General features: G+C 66.6%; 22 protein-coding genes and 1 riboswitch. Of the genes, 3 read left to right on the forward strand and 19 right to left on the reverse strand.

Annotated features, from left to right (window positions below; translation table 11 throughout):
• Window positions 1-8: 8 nt before the first annotated feature.
• The 19 genes from cobJ to cobT all read right to left on the reverse strand — a co-directional run bounded on the left by cobJ (window position 9) and on the right by cobT (window position 21122).
• The gene (cobJ, locus tag MQW23_RS16920) at window positions 9-758 is read right to left on the reverse strand and encodes a precorrin-3B C(17)-methyltransferase (RefSeq protein WP_252109384.1); all 750 of its coding nucleotides are present in this window, start codon (window positions 756-758) and stop codon (window positions 9-11) included.
• Complete coding sequence (gene cobI / locus MQW23_RS16925; protein ID WP_252109385.1) at window positions 755-1480, reverse strand: precorrin-2 C(20)-methyltransferase; 726 nt, start codon at window positions 1478-1480, stop codon at window positions 755-757. The genes cobJ and cobI overlap by 4 nt, the downstream gene beginning before the upstream one ends.
• Window positions 1477-2106, reverse strand: a complete 630-nt coding sequence (locus MQW23_RS16930) for a precorrin-8X methylmutase (RefSeq protein ID WP_252109386.1) — start codon at window positions 2104-2106, stop codon at window positions 1477-1479. The genes cobI and MQW23_RS16930 overlap by 4 nt, the downstream gene beginning before the upstream one ends.
• A complete protein-coding gene (locus MQW23_RS16935) occupies window positions 2090-3244 on the reverse strand; it encodes a ferredoxin-like domain-containing protein (protein WP_252109387.1) in 1155 nt (384 codons plus the stop codon). The genes MQW23_RS16930 and MQW23_RS16935 overlap by 17 nt, the downstream gene beginning before the upstream one ends.
• A complete protein-coding gene (cobN, locus tag MQW23_RS16940) occupies window positions 3241-7038 on the reverse strand; it encodes a cobaltochelatase subunit CobN (RefSeq protein WP_252109388.1) in 3798 nt (1265 codons plus the stop codon). Before cobN ends, MQW23_RS16935 begins: the two co-directional genes overlap by 4 nt.
• Window positions 7038-8153: a cobalamin biosynthesis protein CobW gene (cobW, locus tag MQW23_RS16945; RefSeq protein WP_252109389.1), complete on the reverse strand. Its 1116-nt coding sequence runs from the start codon at window positions 8151-8153 to the stop codon at window positions 7038-7040. The genes cobN and cobW overlap by 1 nt, the downstream gene beginning before the upstream one ends.
• Window positions 8140-9501, reverse strand: coding sequence for a cobyrinic acid a,c-diamide synthase CobB (locus tag MQW23_RS16950; protein ID WP_252109390.1), 1362 nt, complete (start codon window positions 9499-9501; stop codon window positions 8140-8142). The genes cobW and MQW23_RS16950 overlap by 14 nt, the downstream gene beginning before the upstream one ends.
• Entirely contained in the window at window positions 9501-10094 is a 594-nt protein-coding gene (cobO, locus tag MQW23_RS16955; RefSeq protein ID WP_252109391.1) for a cob(I)yrinic acid a,c-diamide adenosyltransferase, read from the reverse strand. Before cobO ends, MQW23_RS16950 begins: the two co-directional genes overlap by 1 nt.
• Window positions 10091-11848: an AAA family ATPase gene (locus MQW23_RS16960; protein ID WP_252109392.1), complete on the reverse strand. Its 1758-nt coding sequence runs from the start codon at window positions 11846-11848 to the stop codon at window positions 10091-10093. Before MQW23_RS16960 ends, cobO begins: the two co-directional genes overlap by 4 nt.
• Complete coding sequence (locus MQW23_RS16965; RefSeq protein WP_252109393.1) at window positions 11845-12642, reverse strand: ABC transporter ATP-binding protein; 798 nt, start codon at window positions 12640-12642, stop codon at window positions 11845-11847. Before MQW23_RS16965 ends, MQW23_RS16960 begins: the two co-directional genes overlap by 4 nt.
• Complete coding sequence (locus MQW23_RS16970; RefSeq protein ID WP_252109394.1) at window positions 12639-13616, reverse strand: FecCD family ABC transporter permease; 978 nt, start codon at window positions 13614-13616, stop codon at window positions 12639-12641. The genes MQW23_RS16965 and MQW23_RS16970 overlap by 4 nt, the downstream gene beginning before the upstream one ends.
• The gene (locus MQW23_RS16975) at window positions 13613-14497 is read right to left on the reverse strand and encodes a cobalamin-binding protein (protein WP_286087024.1); all 885 of its coding nucleotides are present in this window, start codon (window positions 14495-14497) and stop codon (window positions 13613-13615) included. The genes MQW23_RS16970 and MQW23_RS16975 overlap by 4 nt, the downstream gene beginning before the upstream one ends.
• A complete protein-coding gene (locus MQW23_RS16980; protein WP_252109395.1) occupies window positions 14487-16292 on the reverse strand; it encodes a TonB-dependent receptor domain-containing protein in 1806 nt (601 codons plus the stop codon). The genes MQW23_RS16975 and MQW23_RS16980 overlap by 11 nt, the downstream gene beginning before the upstream one ends.
• 153 nt (window positions 16293-16445) lie before the next feature.
• Window positions 16446-16653: riboswitch (cobalamin riboswitch) on the reverse strand.
• Window positions 16654-16673: 20 nt separating this feature from the next.
• Window positions 16674-17141, reverse strand: a complete 468-nt coding sequence (locus MQW23_RS16985; RefSeq protein ID WP_252109396.1) for a bifunctional adenosylcobinamide kinase/adenosylcobinamide-phosphate guanylyltransferase — start codon at window positions 17139-17141, stop codon at window positions 16674-16676.
• Window positions 17093-17737, reverse strand: coding sequence for a histidine phosphatase family protein (locus tag MQW23_RS16990; protein WP_252109397.1), 645 nt, complete (start codon window positions 17735-17737; stop codon window positions 17093-17095). The genes MQW23_RS16985 and MQW23_RS16990 overlap by 49 nt, the downstream gene beginning before the upstream one ends.
• The gene (cobS, locus tag MQW23_RS16995) at window positions 17689-18450 is read right to left on the reverse strand and encodes an adenosylcobinamide-GDP ribazoletransferase (RefSeq protein WP_252109398.1); all 762 of its coding nucleotides are present in this window, start codon (window positions 18448-18450) and stop codon (window positions 17689-17691) included. The genes MQW23_RS16990 and cobS overlap by 49 nt, the downstream gene beginning before the upstream one ends.
• Window positions 18447-19037 carry a bifunctional adenosylcobinamide kinase/adenosylcobinamide-phosphate guanylyltransferase gene (locus MQW23_RS17000; protein WP_252109399.1) on the reverse strand — a complete coding sequence of 197 codons (591 nt, stop codon included), beginning with the start codon at window positions 19035-19037 and terminating at the stop codon, window positions 18447-18449. Before MQW23_RS17000 ends, cobS begins: the two co-directional genes overlap by 4 nt.
• Before the next feature lie 82 nt (window positions 19038-19119).
• The gene (gene cbiB / locus MQW23_RS17005) at window positions 19120-20082 is read right to left on the reverse strand and encodes an adenosylcobinamide-phosphate synthase CbiB (RefSeq protein WP_252109400.1); all 963 of its coding nucleotides are present in this window, start codon (window positions 20080-20082) and stop codon (window positions 19120-19122) included.
• A gap of 5 nt (window positions 20083-20087) precedes the next feature.
• Window positions 20088-21122, reverse strand: coding sequence for a nicotinate-nucleotide--dimethylbenzimidazole phosphoribosyltransferase (cobT, locus tag MQW23_RS17010; protein WP_252109401.1), 1035 nt, complete (start codon window positions 21120-21122; stop codon window positions 20088-20090).
• A 17-nt stretch (window positions 21123-21139) separates the two neighbouring features.
• On the opposite strand from cobT, the gene MQW23_RS17015 reads away from it, so the two are divergent.
• Genes MQW23_RS17015 through glk form a run of 3 tightly spaced genes read left to right on the forward strand, consistent with a single transcriptional unit; the run spans window position 21140 to window position 24406 of the window.
• Window positions 21140-21511 (forward strand): hypothetical protein, encoded by a 372-nt coding sequence (locus tag MQW23_RS17015; RefSeq protein ID WP_252109402.1) that lies wholly within the window; start codon window positions 21140-21142, stop codon window positions 21509-21511.
• A gap of 40 nt (window positions 21512-21551) precedes the next feature.
• Window positions 21552-23441, forward strand: coding sequence for a phosphogluconate dehydratase (gene edd / locus MQW23_RS17020; RefSeq protein WP_252109403.1), 1890 nt, complete (start codon window positions 21552-21554; stop codon window positions 23439-23441).
• Window positions 23441-24406, forward strand: a complete 966-nt coding sequence (glk, locus tag MQW23_RS17025) for a glucokinase (protein WP_252109404.1) — start codon at window positions 23441-23443, stop codon at window positions 24404-24406. Before edd ends, glk begins: the two co-directional genes overlap by 1 nt.
• The last annotated feature ends 42 nt before the right edge of the window (window positions 24407-24448 follow it).

The raw sequence follows: 24448 nt of genomic DNA on the forward strand, positions 1-24448 counted from the left end.
ACCTGGTCTCACGACACCGAGCGCGGCGTGTAGACCAGCGGCGCGGCGGCGCGCTCGATCACCCGTGTCTGGCTCGAGCCGACGATCACCAGCGTGCGCATATCCGCCATTTCCGGGGTGGCCTCATTAAGCGTTACCACGCGAATCGACTCCTCCGGGGTGGAAACCGCTCGGGCGAAGACGATCACGCGCTCGGGCTCGCACTCTTCACGCAGCACGTCGAGCGTACGCTCGAACCCAATCGGGCGCGATGTTGATCGCGGGTTGTAAAACGCCATGGCGAAGTCGGCCTGGGCCGCCAGGCGCAGGCGCTTTTCGATCAGCGCCCAGGGTTTGAGGTTGTCGGAAAGATTGATGCAGCAAAAATCGTGGCCCAGCGGCGCGCCGGCCCGGGCGCTGGCCGCCAGCATCGCCGAGATGCCCGGCAGCACCTGAATATCGAGCGCGCGCCACGCGGGCTTACCGGGTTCGAGTGCCTCGAACACCGCCGCGGCCATGGCGAACACGCCGGGGTCGCCGGAGGAGACCACCGCCACGCGCTGGCCGTTCAAGGCCATATCGAGTGCGGCCTCGGCGCGGCGAATTTCCTCGCGGTTATCCGAACCGTGGCGGGTCAGGCCTTCGCGCGGGGCCACGCGGTTGACGTAGGGCACGTAGCCCACCACGTCCGTGGCCTCAGAAAGCGCGGCCGTGACCTCCGGCGTAATCATGGAATCCGCGCCCGGCCCCAGCCCGACGATTTTGACCCAGCCGCTCATGGGCGCCTCCCGTGTCCGTGAATCAGCACGATCGAGAAGTAAGGCACCCGGTCACCGGCCTCGACGAGCGGCACCACGCGCTGGTTCTCCATGGCGGCGTACTCGATCAGCCAAGCCTCATTCTCGCGCCCGGCGGCCTTGAGCGCCCGTCGCAGCTTGGCCAGGTGCCGGCCGATCTTCATCACCACCAGCGCGTCGGTTTGGCGGATGCGATCAAGCAGTTGCGCTTCGGGGAGTGTCGCCATTGCTACGGTGAGCACGTCGTCGCCCCAGGTAATGGGCGCACCCGTGGCGGTCCAGGCCGCCGACATGCCGGTGATGCCGGGCACCACGTCCACCGGCACGCGCTCCAAAAGCCGCGTGTAAAGGTGCATGAACGAGCCGTAGAAGAACGGGTCGCCTTCGCAGAGCACGACCACGTCATGCCCGGCGGCGCTGATCTCGACGAGCTGGGCCACGCACTGCTCGTAAAAAGCGGAGAGCAGCGCGTTGTAGCGCGGGTCATCGAAAGGAATTTCGGTGGTGACCGGGTACTCCATGGCAAGCTCGACGACGTGCTCGCTCAAGAGCCCCTCGACGATGCTGCGGGCGTGGCCCTTCTTGCCCTTTTTGCGAAAGTAGGCGATGTGGGTGGCGCCGCGAATCAAACGATCCGCGCGCACGCTCATCAAATCCTGACAGCCGGGGCCCAGGCCCACGCCCTTGATGCAACCGTTACTCATTCGACGCGATCCGCCAGCGCGTTAACCGCGGCCACGGTGACCGCACTGCCGCCCAGGCGCCCGCGCACGATGCAGCCGGGGATGGCCGGGTTCTCCCACAGCGCCTCCTTGGATTCCGCCGCGCCGACGAAGCCCACCGGGCAGCCGATCACCGCCGCCGGGCGCGGGCAATCGGGGTCTTCCATCATATTGAGCAGGTGAAACAGCGCCGTTGGGGCGTTGCCGATCGCCACCACCGCGCCCTCCAAATGCGGCCGCCAGAGTTCCAGCGCCGCCGCCGAGCGGGTGTTGGCCATTTGTTGGGCCAATTCAGGTGTGCGCTCATCATGCAGCGTGCAGATCACGTCGTTACTGGCCGGCAAGCGCTTGCGGGTGATGCCCTCAGAGATCATGCGCGCGTCGCACAGAATCGGCGCGCCGGCCTCGAGCGCGGCGCGGGCGCGGTTGACCATATCGTTTTGGAAGTGGATATGGGCAGCAAGCTCGACGAGGCCCGCGGCGTGGATCATGCGCACGGCCACGACCTCCTCTTCCGGGCTGAAGCGAGAAAGCGCTGCCTCGCGGCGGATGATCGAAAACGACTCCCGGTAGATCGCCGGGCCGTGGGTTTCATAGGTGTAAGGCACCCAACTTCTCCAAATAGTCCAGTACGTCGGGCTCCGTGAGCCCGCGCGCCGCCGGTTTGCCGTCGGCGCGGTCATTGATCAGTACGTCGAAGCGGCCACCGCGCCCGGTCAGGCACACCGCCGCCGGGCGGCTTCGCGCGCAGCCCTTGGCGCAGCCGGATACGTGAAGGCTACCCGTTCGATGGTGGGCAAGCCGCGCGGCCATAGCGTGGGTATCCACACTTGCCTGGGCGCAGAACGGCGCGCCGGGGCAGGCGTCCATCGAAAGGCGCGGATCGCTCGGCTCGGTAATCACACCGGCCAGCGCGGGCAGGCGCGCGATATCAGCACCGGTGACCAGCAGCCGCCGCCAGGGCGTCACGCGCAGCCGGCACGCCTCCAAAGAGGTCACGAGGGCGCGCAGCGACGCCGCCTCGATTCGCCCAAGCGAAAGCCCAACCACCGCCCCCAAAGGGTGCGCGCCAAGCGTAAGCGCCCGGCCAGGAGCCATCGGGGCCGCATCTTGCCGCGCCCAGGCCGGCAGCGGCGCGCGATGGCGGCCCATGCGTTTGGCCTGCCCCCCGCCGCTCGCCATGAACCAGTGGCACAGCTTGACCACCAGGTGGGCGGCGGCCTCAGCGCTTTCGACGCGGGACCCCAGCGCGCGGCCTTCGCAGCGCACCAGCAGCGCGCCGGTATCATCGCGCTCGATGCGAAAGTCTGCCGGGGCGTCACCGAGCACCGGTGCCACGCCGGCGTCCACGGCAATGCCGACCTTGGCGGGCAGCGCGGGAAAGTCGCTCTTCTCGAGGTGCCGGGCGGCGCGGTGGGTATCATCGTTTTCGCGCCACTCGGGCGAGAGCATCAGCGGCGGTCGGCGCTCGTCAAAGGCGCTCGGTGGCGCCAGGCCGTGCTCGACGAGAAAGTCCATCAGCGCCGGCCAAGAATGCTCGCTCACCCCGCGAAGCTGCACGTTGGCGCGGCGGGTCAGCTCGATCAGCCCGCTGCCGAAGCGATCAGAAGCCTCAGCAAGTGCCAGCGCCTGGGCGCAGGTTAGCTCGCCCAGCGGCGGGCGCACGCGCACTAGCCACCCGTCGCCGGTGGCCATGGGCCGCCAGGCGCCGGGGCACCAGCCCTTGACGTCAAACGGCGCGCTCACGGGCCGCCCCGCTCGCGGACGTCGTCCAGCGCCAGCAGCAGATCCTCGAGCGCCTCACCTTCTTTGCCCGGGTTTTGCCACAGGCCACGCTGGGCGGCCTCGCACAGGCGCTCGGCCATCTCCTCGAGCGCGGCCGGGTTGTGCTCGCGCAGAAACGCCTGGTTCGCCTCGTCGAGCACCAGCGCCTGGCTCACTTGGGCGTACTGGTGGTCGGCGACCAGATCCGTCGTCGCGTCATAAGCGAACAGGTAATCCACTGTGGCCGCCATCTCGAAGGCGCCCTTGTAGCCGTGCTCACGCATCGCTTCGATCCATTTGGGGTTCAACACCCGGGCGCGGATCACCCTGGCCAGCTCCTCTTTTAGCGTGCGTACTTTGGGGGCGGCCGGGTTGGCGTGGTCGGCGTGAAAAATCACCGGCGCCTCGCCGCTTAGTGCGCGGCTGGCGTTCGCCATGCCGCCCTGAAAGGCGTAGTAGGTGTTGGAGTCGAGAATGTCGTGCTCGCGGTTGTCCTGGTTGTGCAGCACCGCCTGGAGCCCTTCGATCTGACGATCAAAAGCGCCGCGCGCGGGGGCACCAAAATTCTCGAACTGCCCGTAGGCGTAGGCGCCAGCGTTCAGGTACGCCTCGGCCAGATCATCCGCGCTCTCCCAGGCGCGGTTTTCGATCAGCCGGCCCAGCCCCGCGCCGTACTCGCCGGGCTTGCTGCCGAAAATGCGGTAGCGCGCCTGCTCGCGGGCCTTTTCTGAATCCAGGCCCTCGGCTTCGAGCTCATGGGTACGCGCCAGCACCGCCTGGCGGATAGTGTTGCTATCGCCGGGCTCCTGATACTCGGCCACTGCCTCGACGGCCGCGTCGAACAGGCGAATCACGTTGGGGAAGGCGTCGCGGAAAAAGCCGGAGACGCGCAGCGTGACGTCGACCCGTGGCCGGCCCAGCAGCATGGCGGGAATCACTTCGAAATCGACCACCCGCTGGGAGCCGAGCGACCACTGCGGGCGCACGCCCATCAGCGCAAAGGCCTGGGCGATGTCGTCGCCGCCGGTGCGCATGGTGGCGGTTCCCCAGATCGAAAGCCCCAGCCGGCGCGGAAAGTCGCCATGATCCTGCAGGTAGCGCTCGACGAACGCTTGGGCGGATTTCTCGCCCAGCCGCCAGGCCGCCGGCGAGGGAATCGCGCGGTTATCGACGCTGTAAAAGTTACGCCCGGTGGGCAGCACATCCAGCCGCCCCCGGCTCGGCGCCCCGCTCGGCCCCGCCGGCACGAAGCGCCCGGCAAGCCCCTTGAGTAACGAACCCAGCTCCATCTCGACGCCGCGAGTGAGCGTCACCCACAGCCTTCGGGCGAAATGAAGCTGATCGGCGGTGCTCGGGTAGTCGCGGGCGAGCGTCTCGAGATCGCCATCGCCCAGCGCATACGCCTCAACCAAAGCCTCGGCCAGAAGCTCTAACCGCTCGCGGGTGTCGGCGCCGGTGCGCCAAGGGCTTGCCAGCAGCGCATCGAGCACCGCGGGGCGGTCGCCCTGCCACGCCTCGCTGCCCGCGGCCAGCGGGTCGAACCCGAGCCCGAGATCCTCGGCCAAACAGTGCAACAGGCCTTTACCCGCCTCGGCGTCGCCGCGGGGCAGGCGTAGCAGTGCCACCAGCGTGCCGGGGCGCTTTTCTATCGGCGGCGCGCTTCCCAGCACGTGCAGGCCGTGGCGAATCTGGCTCTCCTTGATTTCGCACAAAAACGTATCCAGCTCGTTGAGTAGCTCGGCGTCGCACTCGGCGGCTTCGCCTGCCTGGGCAAGCTCCTGGTCGATGCCGGTGTCGCGCAGGTGCGCAAGGATTTGGCTGCGAATCAGCGCCTCGCGCCGCGGGTCCATGTCCAGCGACTGGTAGTACTCGTCACACAGCGCCTCGAGCTCGGCCATCGGACCGTAAAGCTCGGCGCGGGCCAGCGGCGGCATCAGGTGGTCGATGATCACCGCCTGGCTTCGCCGCTTGGCCTGGGCCCCTTCGCCCGGGTCGTTAACGATGAACGGGTAGAAGTGCGGCATCGGCCCGAGCGCCACTTCCGGCCAGCAGGTGGCGTCGAGCCCGGTGCTCTTGCCCGGCAGCCACTCGAGGCTTCCGTGCTTGCCTACGTGCACCAGCGCATCGACCTCGTAGTGCTCGCGCAGCCACAGGTAGAACGCCAGGTAGCTGTGCGGCGGGGCCAGCGCCATGTCGTGGTAGCTCTGGGTCAAATCCTCGATGAAGTCGCGCTCAGGCTGGATACCCACGAACGTCTCGCCCAGGCGCACGCCTGAAATCATCAGCCGGCCCTGGCGGTACTTCGGGTCCTCTTCCGGCGCGCCCCAGCGGGTCAGTACGGTAGTTTGAAGCGCCTGGGGGAGTGTGTCGAACCAGGCGCGGTACTCGTCAACACCAATACTCTGCCAGCAGCCGCGCTGGGCGTGGCCGTCCGGGGCGTTGGTGATCGTCTCCTGCAGTAGACGAATCAGCGCATCGCCGCTTTCGGGGATGTCCGCCACCGGGTAGCCGGCGCCTTGAAGCGCCAGCAGAAGTTTGCGCGTCGAGGCCGGCGTATCGAGCCCTACGCCGTTGCCGATGCGCCCGTCGCGGTTGGGGTAGTTGGCCATTACCAGCGCCACTCGTTTTTGCGCGCTGGGCGTTTCACGCAGTGCCTGGTAGCGCCAGGCCAGGCGCGCCACGAACGCGGCGCGCTCGGCATGCAGCGCGTGGTGGGTAATCGAGAGCTGGCAGCGCTCATCAAAGTGCGCCTCGCTCTTGAAGCCAACGGGCCGGGTGATGACGCGGCCGTCCATTTCCGGCAGCACGATCTGCATCGCCACGTCCCGGGCGCGAAGCCCGGCGCTTCCCGATTCCCAATCCTCGACGGTGCTGCTCGACAGCATCGCCTGAAGCACTACCGGCTCACCGGTGAAGAGGCTCTCGCCCGCCGCATCGTCTTCGGTAGCGCTACGGTTGACCGAAAAGCTCGTGGTGTTGAGCAGCACCGCCGCGCCGGTCTCCTCGATCAGGTAGTCGACGAACTCGACGCAGGCGGCCTCCTTGAGTGAGGCGACCGCCACCGCCAGCGGCGAAAAGCCCTGCCTGGAGAGCGCCGTCAAGAGCCCGTCGACCACGCCGGTATTGCCGCCCTGCAAATGGCTGCGGTAGAACACCACCAGGCACGCGGGGCCTTTTCGCGCGGCCCGCCAGTCGCGCAGGGTGGCCGCACCGTTTTCCGGGGCGTAGATCAGCGCCGGCGGGATCACTTTCGGCTCGCGCCCGCTGTAGAGCGCCTCAAAGCCGGTCAAACAGCGCGCGGCGATAAAGCGTAAAAGCTGCTCGGCGTTGTCCACCCCGCCTTCGCGCAGAAAGCGCCACACCCGGTGGGCGTCATCGAAGGCGATGCTAGAGGCGGAAAGTAACGCATCGTCCGGCGCGTCGCAGCCGGGTACGAGTATCAGCTGGCGCTCGGGCTTGGCCGCCGCCCAGGCCTCGAGGCGCTCGACGCCGTACTGCCAGTAGCCCTGGCCGCCGAGCAACGACACCACGACGAGTCGGGCGTGATCGAGCACCTTGTGCTCGTAGAGATCGAACGCCGCAGGCTTGGCCAGGTTCATCCAGTTGGCCAGGCGCAGGCTCGGGTAGGCGTCGCCCAGCCACTCACAGGCGCTCGCCAGCGCCGACAGGTTGCTGTCGGCAGCGGAGAGAATCACGACCTCAGCAGGGCTTTGCTGCAAATCGACGATGCCCTCATCGTCGACGAAGCCTCCGGGTTTGGCGGCGAACAGATGCATCAGGCTTGCGCGACTTCCGCGTTGGCGAGCGCCGCGTGCAGCGCGTCACGATCGAGATGCCGGCCGATCAGCACTAGCTGGGTTTGGCGCGGCTCCTCCAAAGCCCAAAGGCGATCGAAGTAGCCTTCCAGGCGCTTGCCCACCGCCTGCACCACCCGGCGCATCGGCTTGCCCGGCACCGCGGCGAAGCCCTTGGCGCGGTAGATATGCTGGGTATCGAGAATCTGTTGAAGCGCGGCCTCCAGAGCGGTGGCGTCGACCTCGCCAAGCGTGACCACGCAGGAGTCAAAGTGGTCGTGGGCGTGATCGTGGTGGGCACCTTCGGCGTGGTGCTTGTCGTGGTGGTTGGTGATCGCGTCGATGCCCTTTTCGCTTGCCGCGCCGATGCCCATCAGCGCCTCGAGCTTTGCCGCATCAGCGCCAAAGGTGGCGTCGATGAACAGAGTCTTCACCGAGGCGGGCACCTTCGCCGCCACCGCCGCCTCGACGCGCAGCTTTTCATCGGCGCTGAGAAGATCGGTCTTGCTGACCAGCACCAGATCCGCCGCGCTCAGCTGGTCGTCCAGCAGCTCCTGCAGGCTCGGGTCGTGGTCGAGGCTGGCATCCAAAAGGCGCTGGGCGGCCACACGCTCCTCGTCGTGGGCGAAGCGCCCGGCGGCCACCGCCGGGCCGTCGATCACGGTGATGATCGCATCCACCGTGCAGTGTTGGCGTACTTCCGGCCAGTTGAACGCCTGCACCAGGGGCTTGGGCAGCGCCAGCCCGCTGGTTTCGATCAGGATGTGGTCGATGCGCTCGCGCCGCTCGACGAGCTTTTTCATCACCGGCAAAAACTCCTCCTCCACGGTGCAGCAGATGCAGCCGTTGGCGAGCTCATAGATACCGTCGTCCTCATCCGCGATACGAGCGCCCTCGCCCTCTTCGCACTCCAGCGCGCAGCTTCTCAACAGATCTGAGTCGATGTCCTGCTCGCCGAACTCGTTGACGATCACGGCAATCCGCTTGCCGGTCATCTGGCGCAAAATGCCGGCAAGCAAGGTAGTCTTGCCGCTGCCGAGAAACCCGGTGACGACGGTGGCGGGAATCTTGCTGAGCTGTACGTTACTGGGCTGCATGATCGAATGCCTCGCAGGATGTTGAGTTGCAAACCGCTTGGCGCGCGAAGAGTGCGGCCACGGCGTCGGGGTTGTGGGGGAAAAACAGGTGCAGATAGGTGGCGGTCAGGCGCCTTTCACGGTAGATCGCCTCCCCCGGCGCCGGGTGGCGCTGGCGGCGGCCAAAACCGATCGGTTCCGGGGTGCCCTCGGCCATCGAGCGGTGGTGGGCGTGGCCGCGAATCTCGCCTTCCGGCAGTGGCGCGCTCTGCATGCCCTGGCAGCCGCGCCGCCCGCGCATCGCGCCGTGGCCCGCCAACAGCCCGAGCATGGCGTGGCACCGATCGTCATAGTCGGTCAGCGTCTCCAGGCTGTAGAGCAGCCCGCCGCACTCGGCGAGTATCGGCTTGTCCGCTTCGAAAAACTCGCGGATCGCCGCTTTCATGGCGTGGTTGTCGGCCAGCGCCGCCGTGTGAAGCTCCGGGTAGCCGCCGGGCAGCCAGAGCGCGTCGCACTCGGGAAGCGCCGCATCGATCAGCGGCGAGAAGAACGCAAGCGTCGCCCCCAGCGCCTCGAGCAGATCGAGATTCGCCTGGTAGATGAAGCTGAAGGCCGCGTCGCGCGCCACGCCCACGGTATGCCCGGCAAGCGCCAACGCCGGCACCGGCGGCGCGCCCTGCGGGGCCGTAAAGCTTACCGGTTCGAGCGCGTCCAGCGCCTGCAAGAACCCGGCGGCCTGCACCGCATCCGCCCCGGCCTCGAAACGCGCCTCCAGTTCGTTCTTAATTTCGTCCGCCTGCACCAGCCCCAGGTGGCGCTCGGGTAGCGTGAGTGCTGGGTCGCGGGGCAGGTTCGCCAGCAGCGGCACTTGGGCGGGAAGTGCCCCTTCGATCAGCTCGCGGTGGCGGGCGGTGGCGCAGCTGTTGGCGATCAAACCGGCGATCCGAATGTCGGCTCTATATCCGGCGAGCCCCGCCATTACCGCCCCGGCGGTCTGGGCCATGCCCTTGACGTCCATCACTACCGCCAGCGGAATATCGAACAGCGCCGCCAGATCCGCGCTCGAAGGCTCGCCATCGAACAGTCCCATTGCGCCTTCGACCAGGATCAGGTCGGCCTCAACCGCGGCTTCATAAAAGCGCTGACGGCAGTACGACTCCCCTGCCATCCAGAGATCCAGCGGCTCCACCGGGGCGCCGCTTGCCTGAGAAAGAATTTGCGGGTCCAGGTAGTCCGGGCCGGTCTTGAATACGCGCACCGTCTTGCCCTGACGTTTCAACAGCCTGGCAAGCGCGGCGGTTACGGTGGTCTTGCCCTGGCCGGAGGCCGGGGCGGCAATGAACAGCGCGGGGCAAAAAGAAGTGGCCATCAGTATTCGATTCCCTTTTGCGCCTTCACCCCGGCGCGGAAGGCGTGGCGCTCGTCCTGTACCACGCTGATGGTATCGGCGATCTCCTGAAGCGGTGTGGCCATGGTGCGCCCGGTGATGATCACGTTCTGGTGCGCCGGGCGCTTTTGGAGCGCCTCGACTATTGGTGCCACGTCGAGATAGCCGTACTTGAACATGTAGCTCATTTCATCGAGCACGATGATGTCGATAGCCGGGTTCTCGAGAAGGCCTTTAGTGATGGCCCAGGCGGCCTCTGCGGCTTCGACATCGCGCTCGCGGTCCTGGGTCTCCCAGGTGAAGCCCTGGCCCATGATGTGCCACTCAAGGCGCGGGTGGTCGCGAAAGAAGAGATACTCGCCGGTTTCACGCCGGCCCTTGATGAACTGCACCACCGCCCCATGCTGGCCGTGGCCGAGCGAACGCGCGAGCGTGCCGAGTGCAGAGCTGCTCTTGCCCTTGCCGTTGCCTTTGAGAAGAATCAGCACGCCGCGCTCTACGTTCGCCTGACTGATGCGCTCGTCGACGACCGCTTTCTTGCGCTGCATGCGGTTTTGATGGCGCTCATCGCTCATGGTGACTCCTCGAAGGGCAGAATTTGGTAGCGGGCATTAAGCTCCCGGGCGAGCCGTGGCCCCTGGCCGCGCTTGACGCGGCTCTGTTCGATATCGAGCACGTGACACTCGCCAAGCGGGGCAAGGCCAACAAGCGACTCGCGGGTGCGCCCGTCGGTAATCAGATAGGTGCGAATATCGAGGTCCGGCTCGCGGCGCTGCCACTGGCGCACTTGGCCTGCCGCCTCGCTCACCATTTTGGCCAGCGGCGTGCCGCCGCCGGCGCCCACGGCGTCCAGCATCGCCGCCAGGCTTTTCGGCGCGCGCTGGCGCGACAGCAAGGGCGTGACGGCATCGTTGCCGAAACCATAAACGGCGAGCTGCTCGCGGGCGATATACGCCTGGTGGGCCAGCGCCTCGACGAAGCCCTTGGCGCGGCCCAGAAGCCGCCCGCTGAAAGTCGAGCCGGAGGTGTCCAGCAGCACCAGATGAAGCCGGGCTGCCCCGGTGCGCACCGGGCGATATTTAAGCGCTCGCCAGGGCCGCGCGCCGCGATTAGTGGTGATCGTGGAGAAGATATCCAGCCGCGGTGCGGGGCCGGGCTGGCGCTTGAGCCGGCCAACACCTGGCGCGCGGCCCGGGTGTGCGCCGCCGGTCGAGGCCTCGCTGGCGCGGGGCGCTGTTTTTGATGGTGCGCTTGTTTTGAGCGCGCCCGCCTGGCCATCGGCGGTGCGCTGAGAAAGCGGGGGCATCGCGCCCCACTGCCCCGCGCCGCTGTCCTGACTTGATGACGAGCTTGATGACGAGCTTGACGACGGGTTCGATGATGAACGCTGCCCGCCGGCCCCCTTTTGAGAGCCGGAAGCAGCACCGTCGCCGTTCTGCTCGCCACTGTTCGACCCGCCCGGCGGATCCAACGGGGCGGTACGCCGGTGCGCCAGCACCCAGGGCTCGACGGCGTCGATATCGGCCTGCTCGACTCTCGAAACCTCGCGCCAGGCGGCGTGGGCGCGGGCGGCGCGGTGCCAGGTCACGTCGGCGCGAAGCCCTTCGACCGCGGCCTGATCGCAGCGCCTGGCGATTTGCTCGAAAACCTGATCAGGTACGTCGATCTCATCGACACGGGCACGAGCGCGGGCGATGCGCTCGATCAGCGCGCGCTCGGTATACAAGTGGGCGGCGATGAACGCGTGCGGGTCGCGATCGAACGCCTCGCGCTTTCGCACGATGGCGATACGCTCGGCCACGCTGACGCTACCCGGCTGCTCGACGCAGAGCCCAAAGCGGTCGAGCAATTGCGGCCTGAGCTCACCTTCGTCCGGGTTCATGGTGCCGATCAGGCTAAAACGCGCCGGGTGGGTGTGGCTCACGCCGTCGCGCTCGACCACGTTGGTACCGCTTGCCGCCACGTCGAGCAGCAGATCCACCAGCGTATCTGCCAGGAGGTTCACTTCGTCCACGTAAAGAATGCCGCCGTGGGCGCGCGCCAGAAGCCCCGGCTGGAAATGCACCTCGCCGTCGGCGAGCACGCGATTGACGTCGAGACTTCCCGTCAGGCGGTCCTCGCTCGCTCCCAGCGGTAAAGTGACGAACGGCGCTTGGCCGCTTTCACCTTCGGGCAGCAAGGCGGCCAGCGCCCGTGCCAGCGTGGACTTGGCGCTGCCGCGCGGCCCGCTGATCAGCACGCCGCCGATGCGCGGGTCGATCACGTTGAGCGTCAGCGCGGTCTTCAGCGGCTCATAGCCGATCACGCCGGCAAAGGGGAACGCGCTCATGCCTGTCTCCTTGCGCGGTGGGGGTCTCGGTCATGGCGCGGCATGAACACCGCCGCGCCGTCGATCTCGGCGGTGCTCAGCGGCTGGTCATAGAGTCGCTCGAGCGCCTCCAGGCCCAGCACGACGTCAGTCGGGCCTGCCTGGACGTCGCCGTTTGAATGCAGCAGCAGCGCGTGGCTGCACCAGCGCGCGGCCAGGTTCACGTCGTGCAGGCACATCATCACCGTGCGCCCGTGAGCGGCCCGTCCACTCAAAAGCGCCATCGCCGCGCTCTGATGATGCAAATCCAGGTGGTTGGTCGGCTCGTCGAGCAGCCACACCCCCGGGTCCTGGACAAACAGCGTGGCGAGCGCCACCCGCTGGCGCTCGCCGCCGGAAAGCGAACTCACCAGGCGCTGCTCAAACCCGGCCAGATCGAAGGCGGCCAGCGCCGCTTCAACGCGCTCGCTATCGCCGGGCGTTTCGCGTTGGAAAAGCGATAGATACGGGTGGCGCCCCATCATCACGGTTTCGAACACCGTGGCGGGAAAGCCGTCCATGCGCTCCTGAAACACCAGCCCCAGCCGCTTGGCCACGTCGCGGCGGGCAAGCGTACTCAGCGGCTGCTCGTCCAAATACACATTGCCTGCGCGCGGCGCCTTGAGCCCGGCGAGCGTATGCAACAGTGTGGTCTTGCCCGCCCCGTTGGGGCCCAGCACGCCCCACACCTGGCCGGGCGTGATCTCGATATCCAGCGCCTGGGCCTTGCGGCCGGGAATCGCGAGCGCAAGTGCGCTGGCGCAAAGCGCGCTCATGTGCGGCTCCGGCTGAGCAGCAGCAAGAAGGTAGGTACGCCGAGCAGCGCGGTGATCACGCCGACCGGCAACTGCTCCGGGGCGATCAGCGTGCGCGCGAGCGTATCCGCCAGCAGCAGCAGCGTACCGCCAGCCAATGTACAGGCGGGTAAAATACGGCGCTGGTCGTTGCCCAGCACCAGGCGCAGCATGTGCGGCACGACCAGCCCCACGAAGCCGATGCTGCCGGCAGTGGTGACCGCCATGGCGGTCAGAAGGCTCGCTAACAGATAGATGCCCCACTCGAAGCCGCGCACGTTCACTCCTAGGGCGGCGGCCTGCAGCGAGCCACGGGCCAGCACGTTGAGACTTCTCCCCAGCGGCCATAAAAGCGCGCAGGTCAGTACCAGCAGAGCCAGCGGCGGCCAGGGCGTGCGCGCGTAGGCGAGATCGCCCATCAGCCAGTAGAGCATGCCCGGCAGGCGCTCGGCGGGGCTCATGGCGAGCATCAGCGTGACCAGCGCCCCCCAGCCGGAAGCCACGACCACGCCGGTGAGCAGTAACCTCGCCGGCGTCCAGCCGCCGCGCCCCTGAGCCAGGCCAAACACTAAAAGCGTCGAGAAAAGCGCCCCGGCAAACGCCGAGCTGGTGACCAGCAGGCCGCCCAGGCCCGCCAGCATCGCGCCAAGCGCCCCGATGCTCGCCCCGCCGGAAAGCCCGAGCACGTAGGGGTCGGCGAGCGGGTTACGCAAGAGCACCTGCATCAGCGCCCCAGCCACGGCGAGCAGCCCACCCACGGCGAAAGCGGAAAGCGCCCGAGGCAGGCGAAGATCGAACACCAGGGTATGAGCGAGGCTTTCGCCCTGCCCGAACAGCGCCCGCGCGAGCTCAGCCAGCGATAGCGAGGCGCTGCCGGTGGCGAGCGCCAGGGCAAGTGCGGCGAGGGCGAGCGCCGCCAGCGCCACGGGCCATAAACTTAGCGCCCGGCCATTCACGGCGTCTCTCCGGCGCGGGTCGTCGCCAGGTGCTCGCAAAGACGCCGCGCCCCTTCGACCAGTCGCGGCGTGGGCCGCTGAATAAGTGACGGCGGCACGAGGTAGAGGTGATCGTTTTGCACCGCGCGAAGCTCTAGGTAGCGGCTCCAGTGATCGAGCCAGTCGCGATTCTCCTCGCCCATGCCGCCGGCGACGATCACCGCCGGGTCGGCGGCGAGCACCGCCTCGTCGTCCAGACGCGGCACCAGCCGGTCGAGGTTGCCAAACACGTTGCGCCCGCCGCACAGGCGAATCACCTGGCCAATCAGGTGCGCGTCGTTGACGCTCATCAGCGGTGAATCCCACACCTGGTAGAAGGTATCGACCGGCGCTTCTCCCGCGTACTGCGCCTCGAGCGCGGCCATGTCGCGAACGAAATTATCGGCCACGCGGCGCCCTTGTGCTTCGGTGCCGGCAAGCGCAGCCAAGCGCTCGATGGCGCTGGCCACGCCGTCGACGCTGCGCGGCTCGATATAAAACACCGCCATGCCGAGCGCTTGTAGCGTTTCGAGCTGCTCGGCGGGGTTGCCGGTCACCCAGCCGATGGCCAGATCCGGCTCTAACGCCACCAGCGCTTCCAGATCCAGCCGGGTATGGCTGCCCACGGACTCAATCTCTTTCGCCTCGGGCGGGTAGTCGCTGAACGAGACCACGGCGACGACCTGCTCACCCGCACCGGCGGCGAAAGCCAGCTCCGTCGCCCCCGGTGACAGCGCGGCGATGCGCTCAGCGGGCGCGCTCAGGCAGACCTCGCGGTCCAGGTCGTCGAGCGCACACACCTCGGCCCGAGCGGCGCTAACGCAAAGCGCCGCCGTAAGGCCTACAAGCCATTTACTGACCAAAGTTGACGCTCAAAAACGCCGCGCGGCCGGCGTTGATGTAGTCGGCACCGTCGAAGGAGCGCGTGGTGACGTAGTCCTGGTCCAGCGCGTTCTCCAGCGTCACCCGCGCGGTCCACATGGGCGCGAACTGCCAGCCGGCGCGCAGGTTGACCAGCCCGTAGCCGGCCAGGCGATTCTCGTTGGCTGCATCGCGGTAGCGGTGGTTCTGGGCGATCCAGGAGCCGCCGACCGAGTACTCGCCGAGCTCCCGGTCCACGTCCAGACGCAGGCTCTGGGTGACGCGGTTGGTAAGCCGGTTGCCGGTGGCGCGGTTTTCCGGGTCGGTGTAGGTGAGCGCGGCGGCCAGCGTCCAGCCGCCCTGCTCCAAGCCGCCGGAAAGCTCGGCGCCGCGAATGCGCGAGGTGGGCACGTTGAACTGCTCGCCCTGGCCGGCGATCAGGTTGTCGATATCGGTCTGGTAGAACGCGGCGTCCCAGAAAAGGTTCGCGTACTGCCCGCGCGCGCCGATTTCAAAGGTCTCGGATGTCTCGGAGTCGAGGTCCGGGTTGCCGAAATCCGGGTAGTAAAGCTGGTTATAGGTCGGCGCGTTGAAGGCGGTGCCAAAACTTGCCCGCAGGGTGTGGTGGGCGTCGAGATCGAAACCGAGTGCCACACTTCCGGTCACCTCGTCGCCGTAGCTTTCGTTGTGATCGAAGCGGGCGCTGGTTTGAAGTGTAAAGGGCGCGAAGTCGAACAGCGCCTGAGTAAAGGCGGCGGTATTGTCGCGGCTCGTCTCATCGTAATCGACGGTGCTGTCGATGCGGTCTTCGCTCTGCTCGACGCCCGCGATGAATTCGTGCATGCCGACGCTAAAGGTGTTCTGCCAGCGCGCGGTGCGAATGTTCGTGTCGAAGGTGGAGTCGCCGAACTCGTCGACGTTGTCGCTCTCGTCGCGAGCCTCGGAAAGCGTCAAGCGCGAGCGCCAGCCCTCGACCACCGGGGTATCGACGTAAACACCGGCGACCTGCTGGACGAAGTCGTTCTCGCCGCCGTCGTACTCGTTATTGCCGCGCGCACGCAGCGCCAGCGCGCCGGCCTCGACGCCGCTATCAAAGACGTGGGACACGCGGGCCAGCGCCGTCGTGTTGTCATAGCCCTTGTCCTCGCCACCTCGGCGCACCGGCTCGCCGTCGGTGTTGAAGTGGCTGGCCGCGAAGCTGTAGCGAGTGCCGCCCTCGACCCCGCTGAGCCCCGCGCTTGCCCGCGCCGTGCCGAAGGAGCCGCCGCCAAACGAAAGCCGGGGCTGCGGGCCATTGCCTTCATCCGGGGCGTGGGTGAAAAGCTGCACCACGCCGCCGATGGCGTCCGCCCCGTACAGACTGCCGCGCGGCCCGCGCACGATTTCAGCGCGCTCGAACAGGCGCGGGTCGAGGCTACCCCAGGCCGCGCCGCCGCTGGTGGCCGAGCGCAGGCGAATGCCGTCGATCAAGAGCACGTTTTGCGCGCTTCCGGTGCCGCGAAGATACACGCTCGCATTCTTGCCGAAGCTTCCGTTGCTGGAAACGTCCACGCCCGGCTGGCCACGTAAAAGGTCCGTGACGCTCGTTGGGTCCTGGCGGCGAAAGGCGGCTTCATCGAGCACGGTGACCGAGGAGAGGCTTTGATTGGCGGTGCGCGGGGCCAGTGTGGCGGTGACCACCACCGGGTCGAGATCGGAGGCTATTGGGGTCGTCGCCGCTGTGGTCTGGGCGTGAACCGCCAGCGGCAGCGTGGCGAGCGCGAAAGCGCCAAGCCGCGGGAAGAGCGCGTAAGGCATGAGAAGTCCCTTGCTGGCCGTGCTCACCCGCACAGCCGGTTTTTATGGCCAGTTGCGGTGACGTCAAGGGAAAATAGCGGAAACGCGCGTCCGTATCGGCCCTGAGCACGCCCTCCGCGTCTCGGCAGTAAAGGCGCTGAAACATCGTTTTCAGTCACCTTGCGCTTTCGGGCCGGTCTCCGGGCTGACGAGCGAAAGACGCGCAAAGCGTCTTTAAAACGGCGGCCTTCCCATATCGCGCGCGACACAGTGGCGTAATGGCCGTTCTTGACTCGATTACCGTTGCGGGGGCAGCGCTGGAATGGACACCAGCTTCCCGTTTAACCGACGCAAGGTCGGCACCCAAAAGTGAGCGTAAACTAGCAAGCCGTCAGGGCCAGGTCAATCGCACTCGGCCAGGCTCGACGGGGCGCTTATGGGCGCGCCAAGGCGCTGCACCAGGCCGTGGCGCACGTACCAGACTCGCTCGGCATGCTGGGCGGCGTCCTGGCTGAACCAGCCGTTGAGATCGCGAAGCCGGCGCTCTTCGCGCGCCATGGGCACCAGGCCCCGGCCGACCTCGCTCATGATCAGCACGATCGTGGCGTTGCACGCCCTGGCGGCGCGGCAAAGCGCGGCCAGATCCTCGCGCCACTGGGCGCGCAGACGGTCGCTGTCGGTTTCACGGGCGCCGTCGCGGGCCACCCAGTCGAGCACGCCGTTAATCACCAGCGGCGTATCGGGAATCAAAATCGAGTGGCAGTCGGCCAGCCGCTGGCCCGGGGCGAGCGTCCACCAGGCCGCGTTTTGAAAGCGCGTTTTTACGGCGTCGCGCTTGCCTGCGCGGGCACCGCCGATGAAAAGCTGCATTGCCACTCTCCTTCTCTAGCGCGATGGGTCAGGTTCAGGCGCCGGCCGGTGGCCTGGGTCACCGTGGCCTCCCAGAAATCCACGGTTTCAAAACGCCGCCTCAGTTCGCGAATCACGCCGCCATGGGTGACGGCCAGCACGCGCCGGTGGCCAAGGGCTCGGGCGTTGTCGGCGAGCGTCGAAAGCCAGCCGTCCAGGCGCGCGCGCAGATCACCGGCAGATTCGCCGCCGGGGATTTTAAGCTCTCCGACGCTATCAATCCATGCCCGGTAGCCCGGATTCTCCTTGAGTTCGTCGTAGACCTTGCCTTCGTACTCGCCGAAATCGAGCTCGCGAAGCCTGGACTCCAGATAAACACTCGCCGGCGTAGCGCTGGGCTTTGCCCACTCGAGCGTTTGGCGGCAGCGGGTCAGATCGCTTGCGTAGATCGCATCGAAATGTTCATCCTTTAACGCCGCCTTGAGCGCGTTGAGCCCCGGCTCGGCGTCGGGAAACAAAAGCTCGATATCGCGCTGGCCCTGGTAGCGCCGCTCGAGATTCCAGGCCGTCACGCCGTGGCGAACCACCACCAGCTCCACATCAAGATCACTAGCCAAAGCTCGACTCCTTCTATTAACGCCCCAATCATGTCGCCGTTGATGCCCTTGAAGGCGCGAAGCACCCCGGCGCGAAACAGCGCGGTGAACAAAAGCGCCCCGGCAAGCCAGGCAAGCAAGGGCGGATAAAAAAACGCCACGCACAGAAGCGGCACCAGCGAAAGCGCCACGTCACGCGGGGTCAGCGAGCGCTTGAACGCGTAGGCAAGCCCGCTTGGCTGGGCACAGGGGCTCAGCACCAGCAGGGCGGCGCCGGCGAAACGGGCAAGCGCCGGCACGATCAACAGCCAAAGCGCGGGCGCGCCGATATCAACCAGCGCCCAGAGCAGCACCGCCTTCCAGGCGAGCAGGAAAAACAGCGCCAGTATCCCGAAGCTGCCCACCTGGGGGTCCTTCATGATCTCAAAACGCCGCTCCAGCGGCTGGTTGCTGCCGAGGGCATCGGCCAGGTCCATCGCGCCGTCCAGGTGCAGGCCGCCGCCCAGCGCCACCCACAGGCTCAACAGCGCAAGGGCGGCAATCGGTGCGGGCATCGCGAGCGCGTCGAGCGCAAGCGCAGCAAGCCACAGCAGCGCGCCGATGAACAGCCCGACCACCGGATAGGCGCGCAGCGTCCAGCGCCGGGTGGCGGCGTTCCAGGGGCACTCGATGGGTAGCGGCACGCGGGTCAAGAACTGAAAGGCCAGCACGGTACCGAACAGAGCATTCTTCACGGCGATGGCTCTTCGCTGTTTCGGGACGGGGTATCGGAATTGGGGGAAAGGTCGAGATCAACCTTCCACTCGACGGCGCACCCGGCGACCACTTCGATCACCGAGTCCGCTTCCTGGGCCAACAGCCGGTGCAGGCGCTGCAAAAACGTGACGAAGCGCCAGACCCCGGGGTCCGACGGCAGCGGCGCTTCGTTAAGATCGTTGGAAACGATGACCAGGTGCAGGCCTCGATCACGGGCATCGCCGAGCAGCTTTTTTAGGCAGCGCACCCCCTCCCGTTCGGCCTCGGCCGGCTCGAACGCCTGGCCAAACAATAGCTGGCTCGCCCAGAGGGTGAGGCAGTCGATCAGCACGGCCTGGCCGTCGGGTACAGAAGCGACCGCTTCGTCCGGGTAGAGCGGCGCCTCAAGCGTGACCCAGCGGCCGTCACGGCGGGCCCGGTGGCGCGCGGCGCGCGCGCTCATCTCGGCATCGTTTTGACGGGCGGTGGCCACGTAAAAGCAGCGCTCGCGCGCTTTTGCCAGCGTCAGCGCTTCGGCCAGTTGAGACTTTCCCGAGCGTGCGCCGCCGCTGACGAACACGATCATCGAACGCTCGAGCGAGAAAATGAGATGACGTTACACGGCATTGGCCTTTGCCAAGTGCCGTCTGCCGGCTTTTTTGGGCTTATCACACCGCCTCTCCTGCCATGCCAAGCGCGATCATCATGAGTAAAAAAAGCCCCCAGGCTGCGTGCATCAGGCCAATGGTGATATCGATGTGGCGCGCCTCGAGCGCGACGCGCCCCGGCCCTAGCATTGCGCGGTGCGAAAGCTCGCCGCCGTAGACGTTCTCGCCGCCGAGTTTCACGCCCATTAGCCAGGCCACCATCGCCTCCGGCCAGCCGGCGTTGGGACTGGGGTGGCGCGGCGCTTGGCGCCGGGTATGGGTAAAGGCACCGGCCACCGCCAGCGGCTCGCGCCCTAAGGCATTCCAAAGCGCCCCCGCCGCCCAAAGACACACGGCAGTGAGCCGCGCCGGCAGCCAGTTGGCGATGTCGTCGAGTTTTGCCGAGGCGTAGCCAAAATCCGCGAAGCGGGCATTTTTGTAGCCCACCATCGAGTCCAGCGTGTTCACCGCCTTGTAAGCCAGCGCCAGCGGCGCGCCGCCGATCAGCGCGAAAAACAGCGGCGAGGTGATGCCATCGACGGTGTTCTCCGCCACGGTTTCGACCGCGCCGCGGGCGATCTCAGGCTCGTTTAGCGTGGCGGTATCGCGCCCGACCACCCGCGACAGCGCCTCTCGCGCCGCCTCGAGATCCCCCTTAACAAGCGGTGCGGCGATGGCTCTGCCCGCGTCCGCCAGCCCCTTGATGGCAAGCGTGGTGGCCAGTAGCCAAAGCTCGGCCGCGACCTTCAGCCAAGGATGCACCATGCTCAGCCAATTGAGAAGAAGCGTTGCGAGCCAAAACGTGCCGGCGACCACCAGAAGCGTCAAAAGCGCGCCTTTGAGCCGCCGCGCGCGCTGCCCACCGCGGTTGAGCCGCACCTCCAACCATGTGATCACTCGGCCCATGCCGACCACCGGGTGCGGCAGCCAGCGCGGGTCGCCCACGATCAGGTCGATCGCCACCGCCAGCAGTATGAGCGTCACGCCCACTAGCGTGTCACCCCGGCATTCTCGAAGGTGGCCATCTCGGTGATCATCGCGCAGGCGGCTTTCAACAGCGGGAAAGCAAGCGCGGCGCCGCTGCCCTCGCCCAGACGCATGTCGAGTTCGAGCAGCGGGGTCGCGGCGAGCGCCTCGAGCGCCACGGCGTGGCCGGGCTCGGCGGAGCGGTGGCTGAAAATCAGAACCTCGCGCACCGGCGGGCAGAGCCGCACCGCCGCCAGCGCCGCCACTGAAGCAATGAAGCCGTCGACCACTACCGGCAGGCGGCGCTCGGCGCTTGCCAGCATCGCCCCGGCCATGGCGGCAAGCTCGAACCCGCCAACGGAGGCAAGCACCGCCAGCGGCTCGCTTCCGGGGGCACGCGCTACAAGGGCTTTTTCGATCACGTCGATTTTATGCGCCAGACGCTGCTCGACAACGCCGGTCCCGGCGCCCACCAGCGGGCCGACGGGCCGGTTCAACAATGCTGCCAGCACGGCGCTGCTGGCGGTGGTGTTGGCGATGCCCATTTCTCCTAAAATCAGGCTCTTGCAGCCGGCATTAGCGGCCCGCTCGACGGCTTCAATACCTACCCTAAGGGCCTGATCGAGCTCGGCGGCGCTCATTGCGTTTTCGCGGGCGAAGTTGCGCGTACCGCGGCGCACTTTAGCGTCCACCACGCCCTCGGCGCGGACATCGCTCGCCACGCCCACATCGACCACCTCGATACGCGCCTCGATCTGGCGGGCGAACACGTTGATCGCCGCCCCACCCTTGGCGAAGTTGGCGACCATCTGCGCGGTCACTTCCTGAGGGAAGGCGGAGACGCCCTCCTCGGCCACGCCGTGGTCGGCGGCGAAAACGACGATGCCGGGCGGGTCGACGTTTGGCGTGAGCGTGCCGGTGATATGACAAAGCGACACCGCTAGGTCTTCTAACCGGCCAAGGCTTCCCGGCGGCTTGGTCAATGTGTCGAGATAGGCTCGCGCGCGCGTTTGAAAGGCGGTATCGAAAGGCGTGATACGCGAAAAGTCGCGGGGCATGTCAGGCTCCGAAAGCAGTGAATAAAACGAGCGCGTGGATAAGACCAACAGGCAATCGGCAAGCCAGCGGCCGCCGCTGGGCCATGGTAACAAAGCCCGGCGGCGCTGGCGCCTGTTCCGGATGTGACCATTGGGCTTTGGGTTCCGATCTGCCCTTCACCTTCGCCGCCCTTTTGGGCATGCTGAACCTTTCGAGCATGCTGATGAAAAACGCCATCGTGCTAGCCGACAGCCGGATCGGCGAGCGCAAGGTACGCTTCATCACTCTTTGCATCCGGCGCGGCGGGCGATTCAGTAGGAAAGTTACCAAAATAGCGCCGCAAATCTGCGCCAAAAGGTTTAATGCCGCTCGATGGCGGCTTAAACTGGCCGCAAAGCATGTAAAATAACTACATAGCATGCCCTGACTAACGCCTAGCCGAGGTTTCCATGACGTCTACCGCATCTGCCCCGTTAAACGACACCGTCGCCAGGGTGACCCAGCGCATTCGCGAGCGCTCTCGCGAGCGCCGGGCGCTTTATGAAAAGCGCATGGCTGATCAGCACCAGCGCGGCGTGCACCGCGCCGAGCTCTCCTGCGGCAACCTGGCCCACGGCTTCGCCGCCTGCAGCCCGCAGGAGAAGGATTCGCTGAAGCTGATGAACAGCGCCAACCTGGGGATCATTTCGGCCTACAACGATATGCTCTCGGCGCACCAGCCTTTCGAGACCTTTCCCGCGACCATTCGCGAGGCGGCGGGTGCGATGGGCTCGACCGCCCAGTTCGCCGGCGGCGTGCCGGCGATGTGCGACGGCGTCACTCAGGGCCAGCCGGGCATGGAGCTTTCGCTGTTCTCGCGCGACGTGATCGCCATGGCCACCGCGGTGGGGCTTTCGCACAACATGTTCGACGCCGCGCTGTATCTTGGCGTGTGCGACAAGATCGTGCCGGGGCTGTTCATCGGAGCGGCGCGCTTTGGCCACCTGCCGGCGATGTTCGTGCCCGCCGGCCCCATGCCCTCAGGCCTACCCAACAAGGAAAAAGCGCGGGTGCGCCAGCTCTTTGCCGAGGGCAAGGTGGGCCGCGCGGAGCTTCTCGAGGCGGAGTCCGAGTCCTATCACAGCCCTGGCACCTGTACTTTTTACGGCACCGCCAACTCCAACCAGCTGATGATGGAGGTGATGGGCCTGCACCTGCCGGGCACCTCGTTCGTCAACCCGGGCACCGAGATGCGTGAGGCGCTGACCCGCTTCGCCACCGAGCAGGCGATTCGCAACACCGAGCCCGGCGGCAACTACCGCCCGTTCTACAAGCAGATCGACGAGCGCGCCATCGTCAACGCCGTGGTCGGGCTTCTGGCTTCCGGTGGCTCCACCAACCACACCATGCACCTGATCGCCATGGCCGCCGCCGCTGGCATCACGCTGACTTGGGACGACTTCACCGAGCTCTCCGCCGTCACGCCGAGCCTGATGAGGGTTTACCCCAACGGCCAGGCAGACATCAACCACTTCCAGGCCGCCGGCGGCATGAGCTATCTGTTCCGCGAGCTTCTCGGTGCGGGTCTTATTCACGGTGACATTCCCACCGTGTTCGGCACCGAGCTGACCGCCTACACCCAGGAGCCCTTCCTGGAGGACGGCAAGCTCGTTTGGCGCGAAGGGGTCGATGCGAGCCTGGACGAGGACGTACTGCGTCCGGTGGCCACGCCTTTTGCACCGACCGGGGGCTTGACCGTGCTCGACGGTAACCTGGGCCGCGGTGTGATCAAAATCTCTGCCGTCACCGAGGAGCACCGCGTGCTCGAGGCGCCGGTGCGCATTTTCGACGACCAGAACCAGATGAAAGGCGCGTTCGAAGCCGGCGAACTCGACCGCAACGTGGTCGTGGTCGTGCGCTTCCAGGGGCCGAAAGCCAACGGCATGCCGGAGCTTCACAAGCTCACCCCGTATCTGGGCGTGCTGCAGGATCGCGGCTTCAAGGTGGCACTCGTCACCGACGGGCGCATGTCCGGCGCCTCGGGCAAGGTTCCGGCGGCGATCCACATTAGCCCGGAGGCGCTCGACGGCGGCCCGCTGGCCAAACTGCGCGACGGCGATGTGGTCTTTTTGGATGCCAACACTGGCGTGCTCGAAGCCAAAGTAGACCCGGCGGAGTGGGCCAAACGCGGCCTCGCGCACGCTAACCTGGACGAGTACCACGTCGGCATGGGCCGCGAGCTCTTCGGTGGATTCCGCCATTTGGCGATGCGCGGCGAGGAAGGTGCGGGCGTGTTCGGCGGTTTTGAGGCCGACGATCTGGCCCGCCAGCAGAGCCAGATTAGCGAGGAGGACGCCTGATGCGACCGGCGCTGATCGGCGATATCGGCGGCACCAACGCCCGCTTCGCCCTGGTCATCCCCGGCGACACGGCGCCCTATGACATGCTGAATCTGCCCTGCGCCGACTACGCCGGGCCCATCGACGCCATTCGGGATTATCTCGAGCGGGTGGGCGCCATCGACGAGATGGCCCCTACCGAGGCGTGTCTTGCCTTCGCCTGCCCGGTCCACGCCGAGCGGGTGAAGATGACCAACAACCACTGGGCGTTCGACAAGCGCGATGTTCAGGAGGCGCTGGGGCTTTCGCTTTTCAAGGTGATCAACGACTTCACCGCCCAGGCGCTTGGCGTGCCCCATGTCGACGAGACGCACCTGTTCGAGGTCCAGGCTGGCCACGCGCAGCCTCACTCGGCGCGGCTGATCATCGGCCCAGGAACCGGGCTTGGCGTGGCCGGCGTTTTTCCCGGCCGCCACGCTTGGATTCCGCTGCCCACCGAAGGCGGCCATGTAAGCTTCGCGCCAATGGACGAGCAGGAGCTTGCGCTTTTACGCTTTTTTCAAAAGCGCTACGGCCGCGTTAGCGTTGAGCGTGTGCTGTGCGGTCAAGGGCTTTTCGAGCTCTATCTAGCCTACTGCGAGCTCGACGGCGCCGCGCCGCGCTTCGAAACCCCGGCAGAGATCAGCCAGGGCGCCGACGACGGCGATACGCTGGCGCGCACCGCGCTGCTGCGTTTTTTGAAGATACTGGGCAACGTTTGCGGCGACGCCACGTTGACCATGGGGGCACGCGGCGGCGTCTATTTGTGCGGCGGCATCCTGCCCCGGCTGCTCGACTGGCTGCCGCACAGTGAGCTCAAAAGCGCCTTCAACGATAAGGGCCGCATGCAAGCCTACAACGCCGACATTCCCATTCAGGTGGTCACCCACCCCTGGACGGGGCTGCTGGGCGCCGCCGAAGCACTGCATAACGAAGAGGTTACCTAGCCCCTTCTGTTGGGCATGAACAAGCGCCCGGATGTAAATAAA

It is taken from the genome of Halomonas sp. S3-1-1, from assembly GCF_023757625.1.
In the GTDB taxonomy this organism is placed as follows: domain Bacteria; phylum Pseudomonadota; class Gammaproteobacteria; order Pseudomonadales; family Halomonadaceae; genus Vreelandella.

Coding starts and splice junctions, on each gene's coding strand:
- cobW (WP_252109389.1), bottom strand. CDS start 8,153: ATGCAGCCCAGTAACGTACAGCTCAGCAAGATTCCCGCCACCGTCGTC.
- MQW23_RS16980 (WP_252109395.1), bottom strand. CDS start 16,292: ATGCCTTACGCGCTCTTCCCGCGGCTTGGCGCTTTCGCGCTCGCCACG.
- cobO (WP_252109391.1), bottom strand. CDS start 10,094: ATGAGCGATGAGCGCCATCAAAACCGCATGCAGCGCAAGAAAGCGGTC.
- cobI (WP_252109385.1), bottom strand. CDS start 1,480: ATGAGTAACGGTTGCATCAAGGGCGTGGGCCTGGGCCCCGGCTGTCAG.
- MQW23_RS16985 (WP_252109396.1), bottom strand. CDS start 17,141: ATGCAGCTTTTCATCGGCGGTGCCCGCGCAGGCAAGCGCGACGCCGTA.
- cobJ (WP_252109384.1), bottom strand. CDS start 758: ATGAGCGGCTGGGTCAAAATCGTCGGGCTGGGGCCGGGCGCGGATTCC.
- MQW23_RS16950 (WP_252109390.1), bottom strand. CDS start 9,501: ATGGCCACTTCTTTTTGCCCCGCGCTGTTCATTGCCGCCCCGGCCTCC.
- MQW23_RS17000 (WP_252109399.1), bottom strand. CDS start 19,037: ATGATCGTGTTCGTCAGCGGCGGCGCACGCTCGGGAAAGTCTCAACTG.
- cobN (WP_252109388.1), bottom strand. CDS start 7,038: ATGCATCTGTTCGCCGCCAAACCCGGAGGCTTCGTCGACGATGAGGGC.
- edd (WP_252109403.1), top strand. CDS start 21,552: ATGACGTCTACCGCATCTGCCCCGTTAAACGACACCGTCGCCAGGGTG.
- glk (WP_252109404.1), top strand. CDS start 23,441: ATGCGACCGGCGCTGATCGGCGATATCGGCGGCACCAACGCCCGCTTC.
- cobT (WP_252109401.1), bottom strand. CDS start 21,122: ATGCCCCGCGACTTTTCGCGTATCACGCCTTTCGATACCGCCTTTCAA.
- MQW23_RS16960 (WP_252109392.1), bottom strand. CDS start 11,848: ATGAGCGCGTTCCCCTTTGCCGGCGTGATCGGCTATGAGCCGCTGAAG.
- MQW23_RS16965 (WP_252109393.1), bottom strand. CDS start 12,642: ATGAGCGCGCTTTGCGCCAGCGCACTTGCGCTCGCGATTCCCGGCCGC.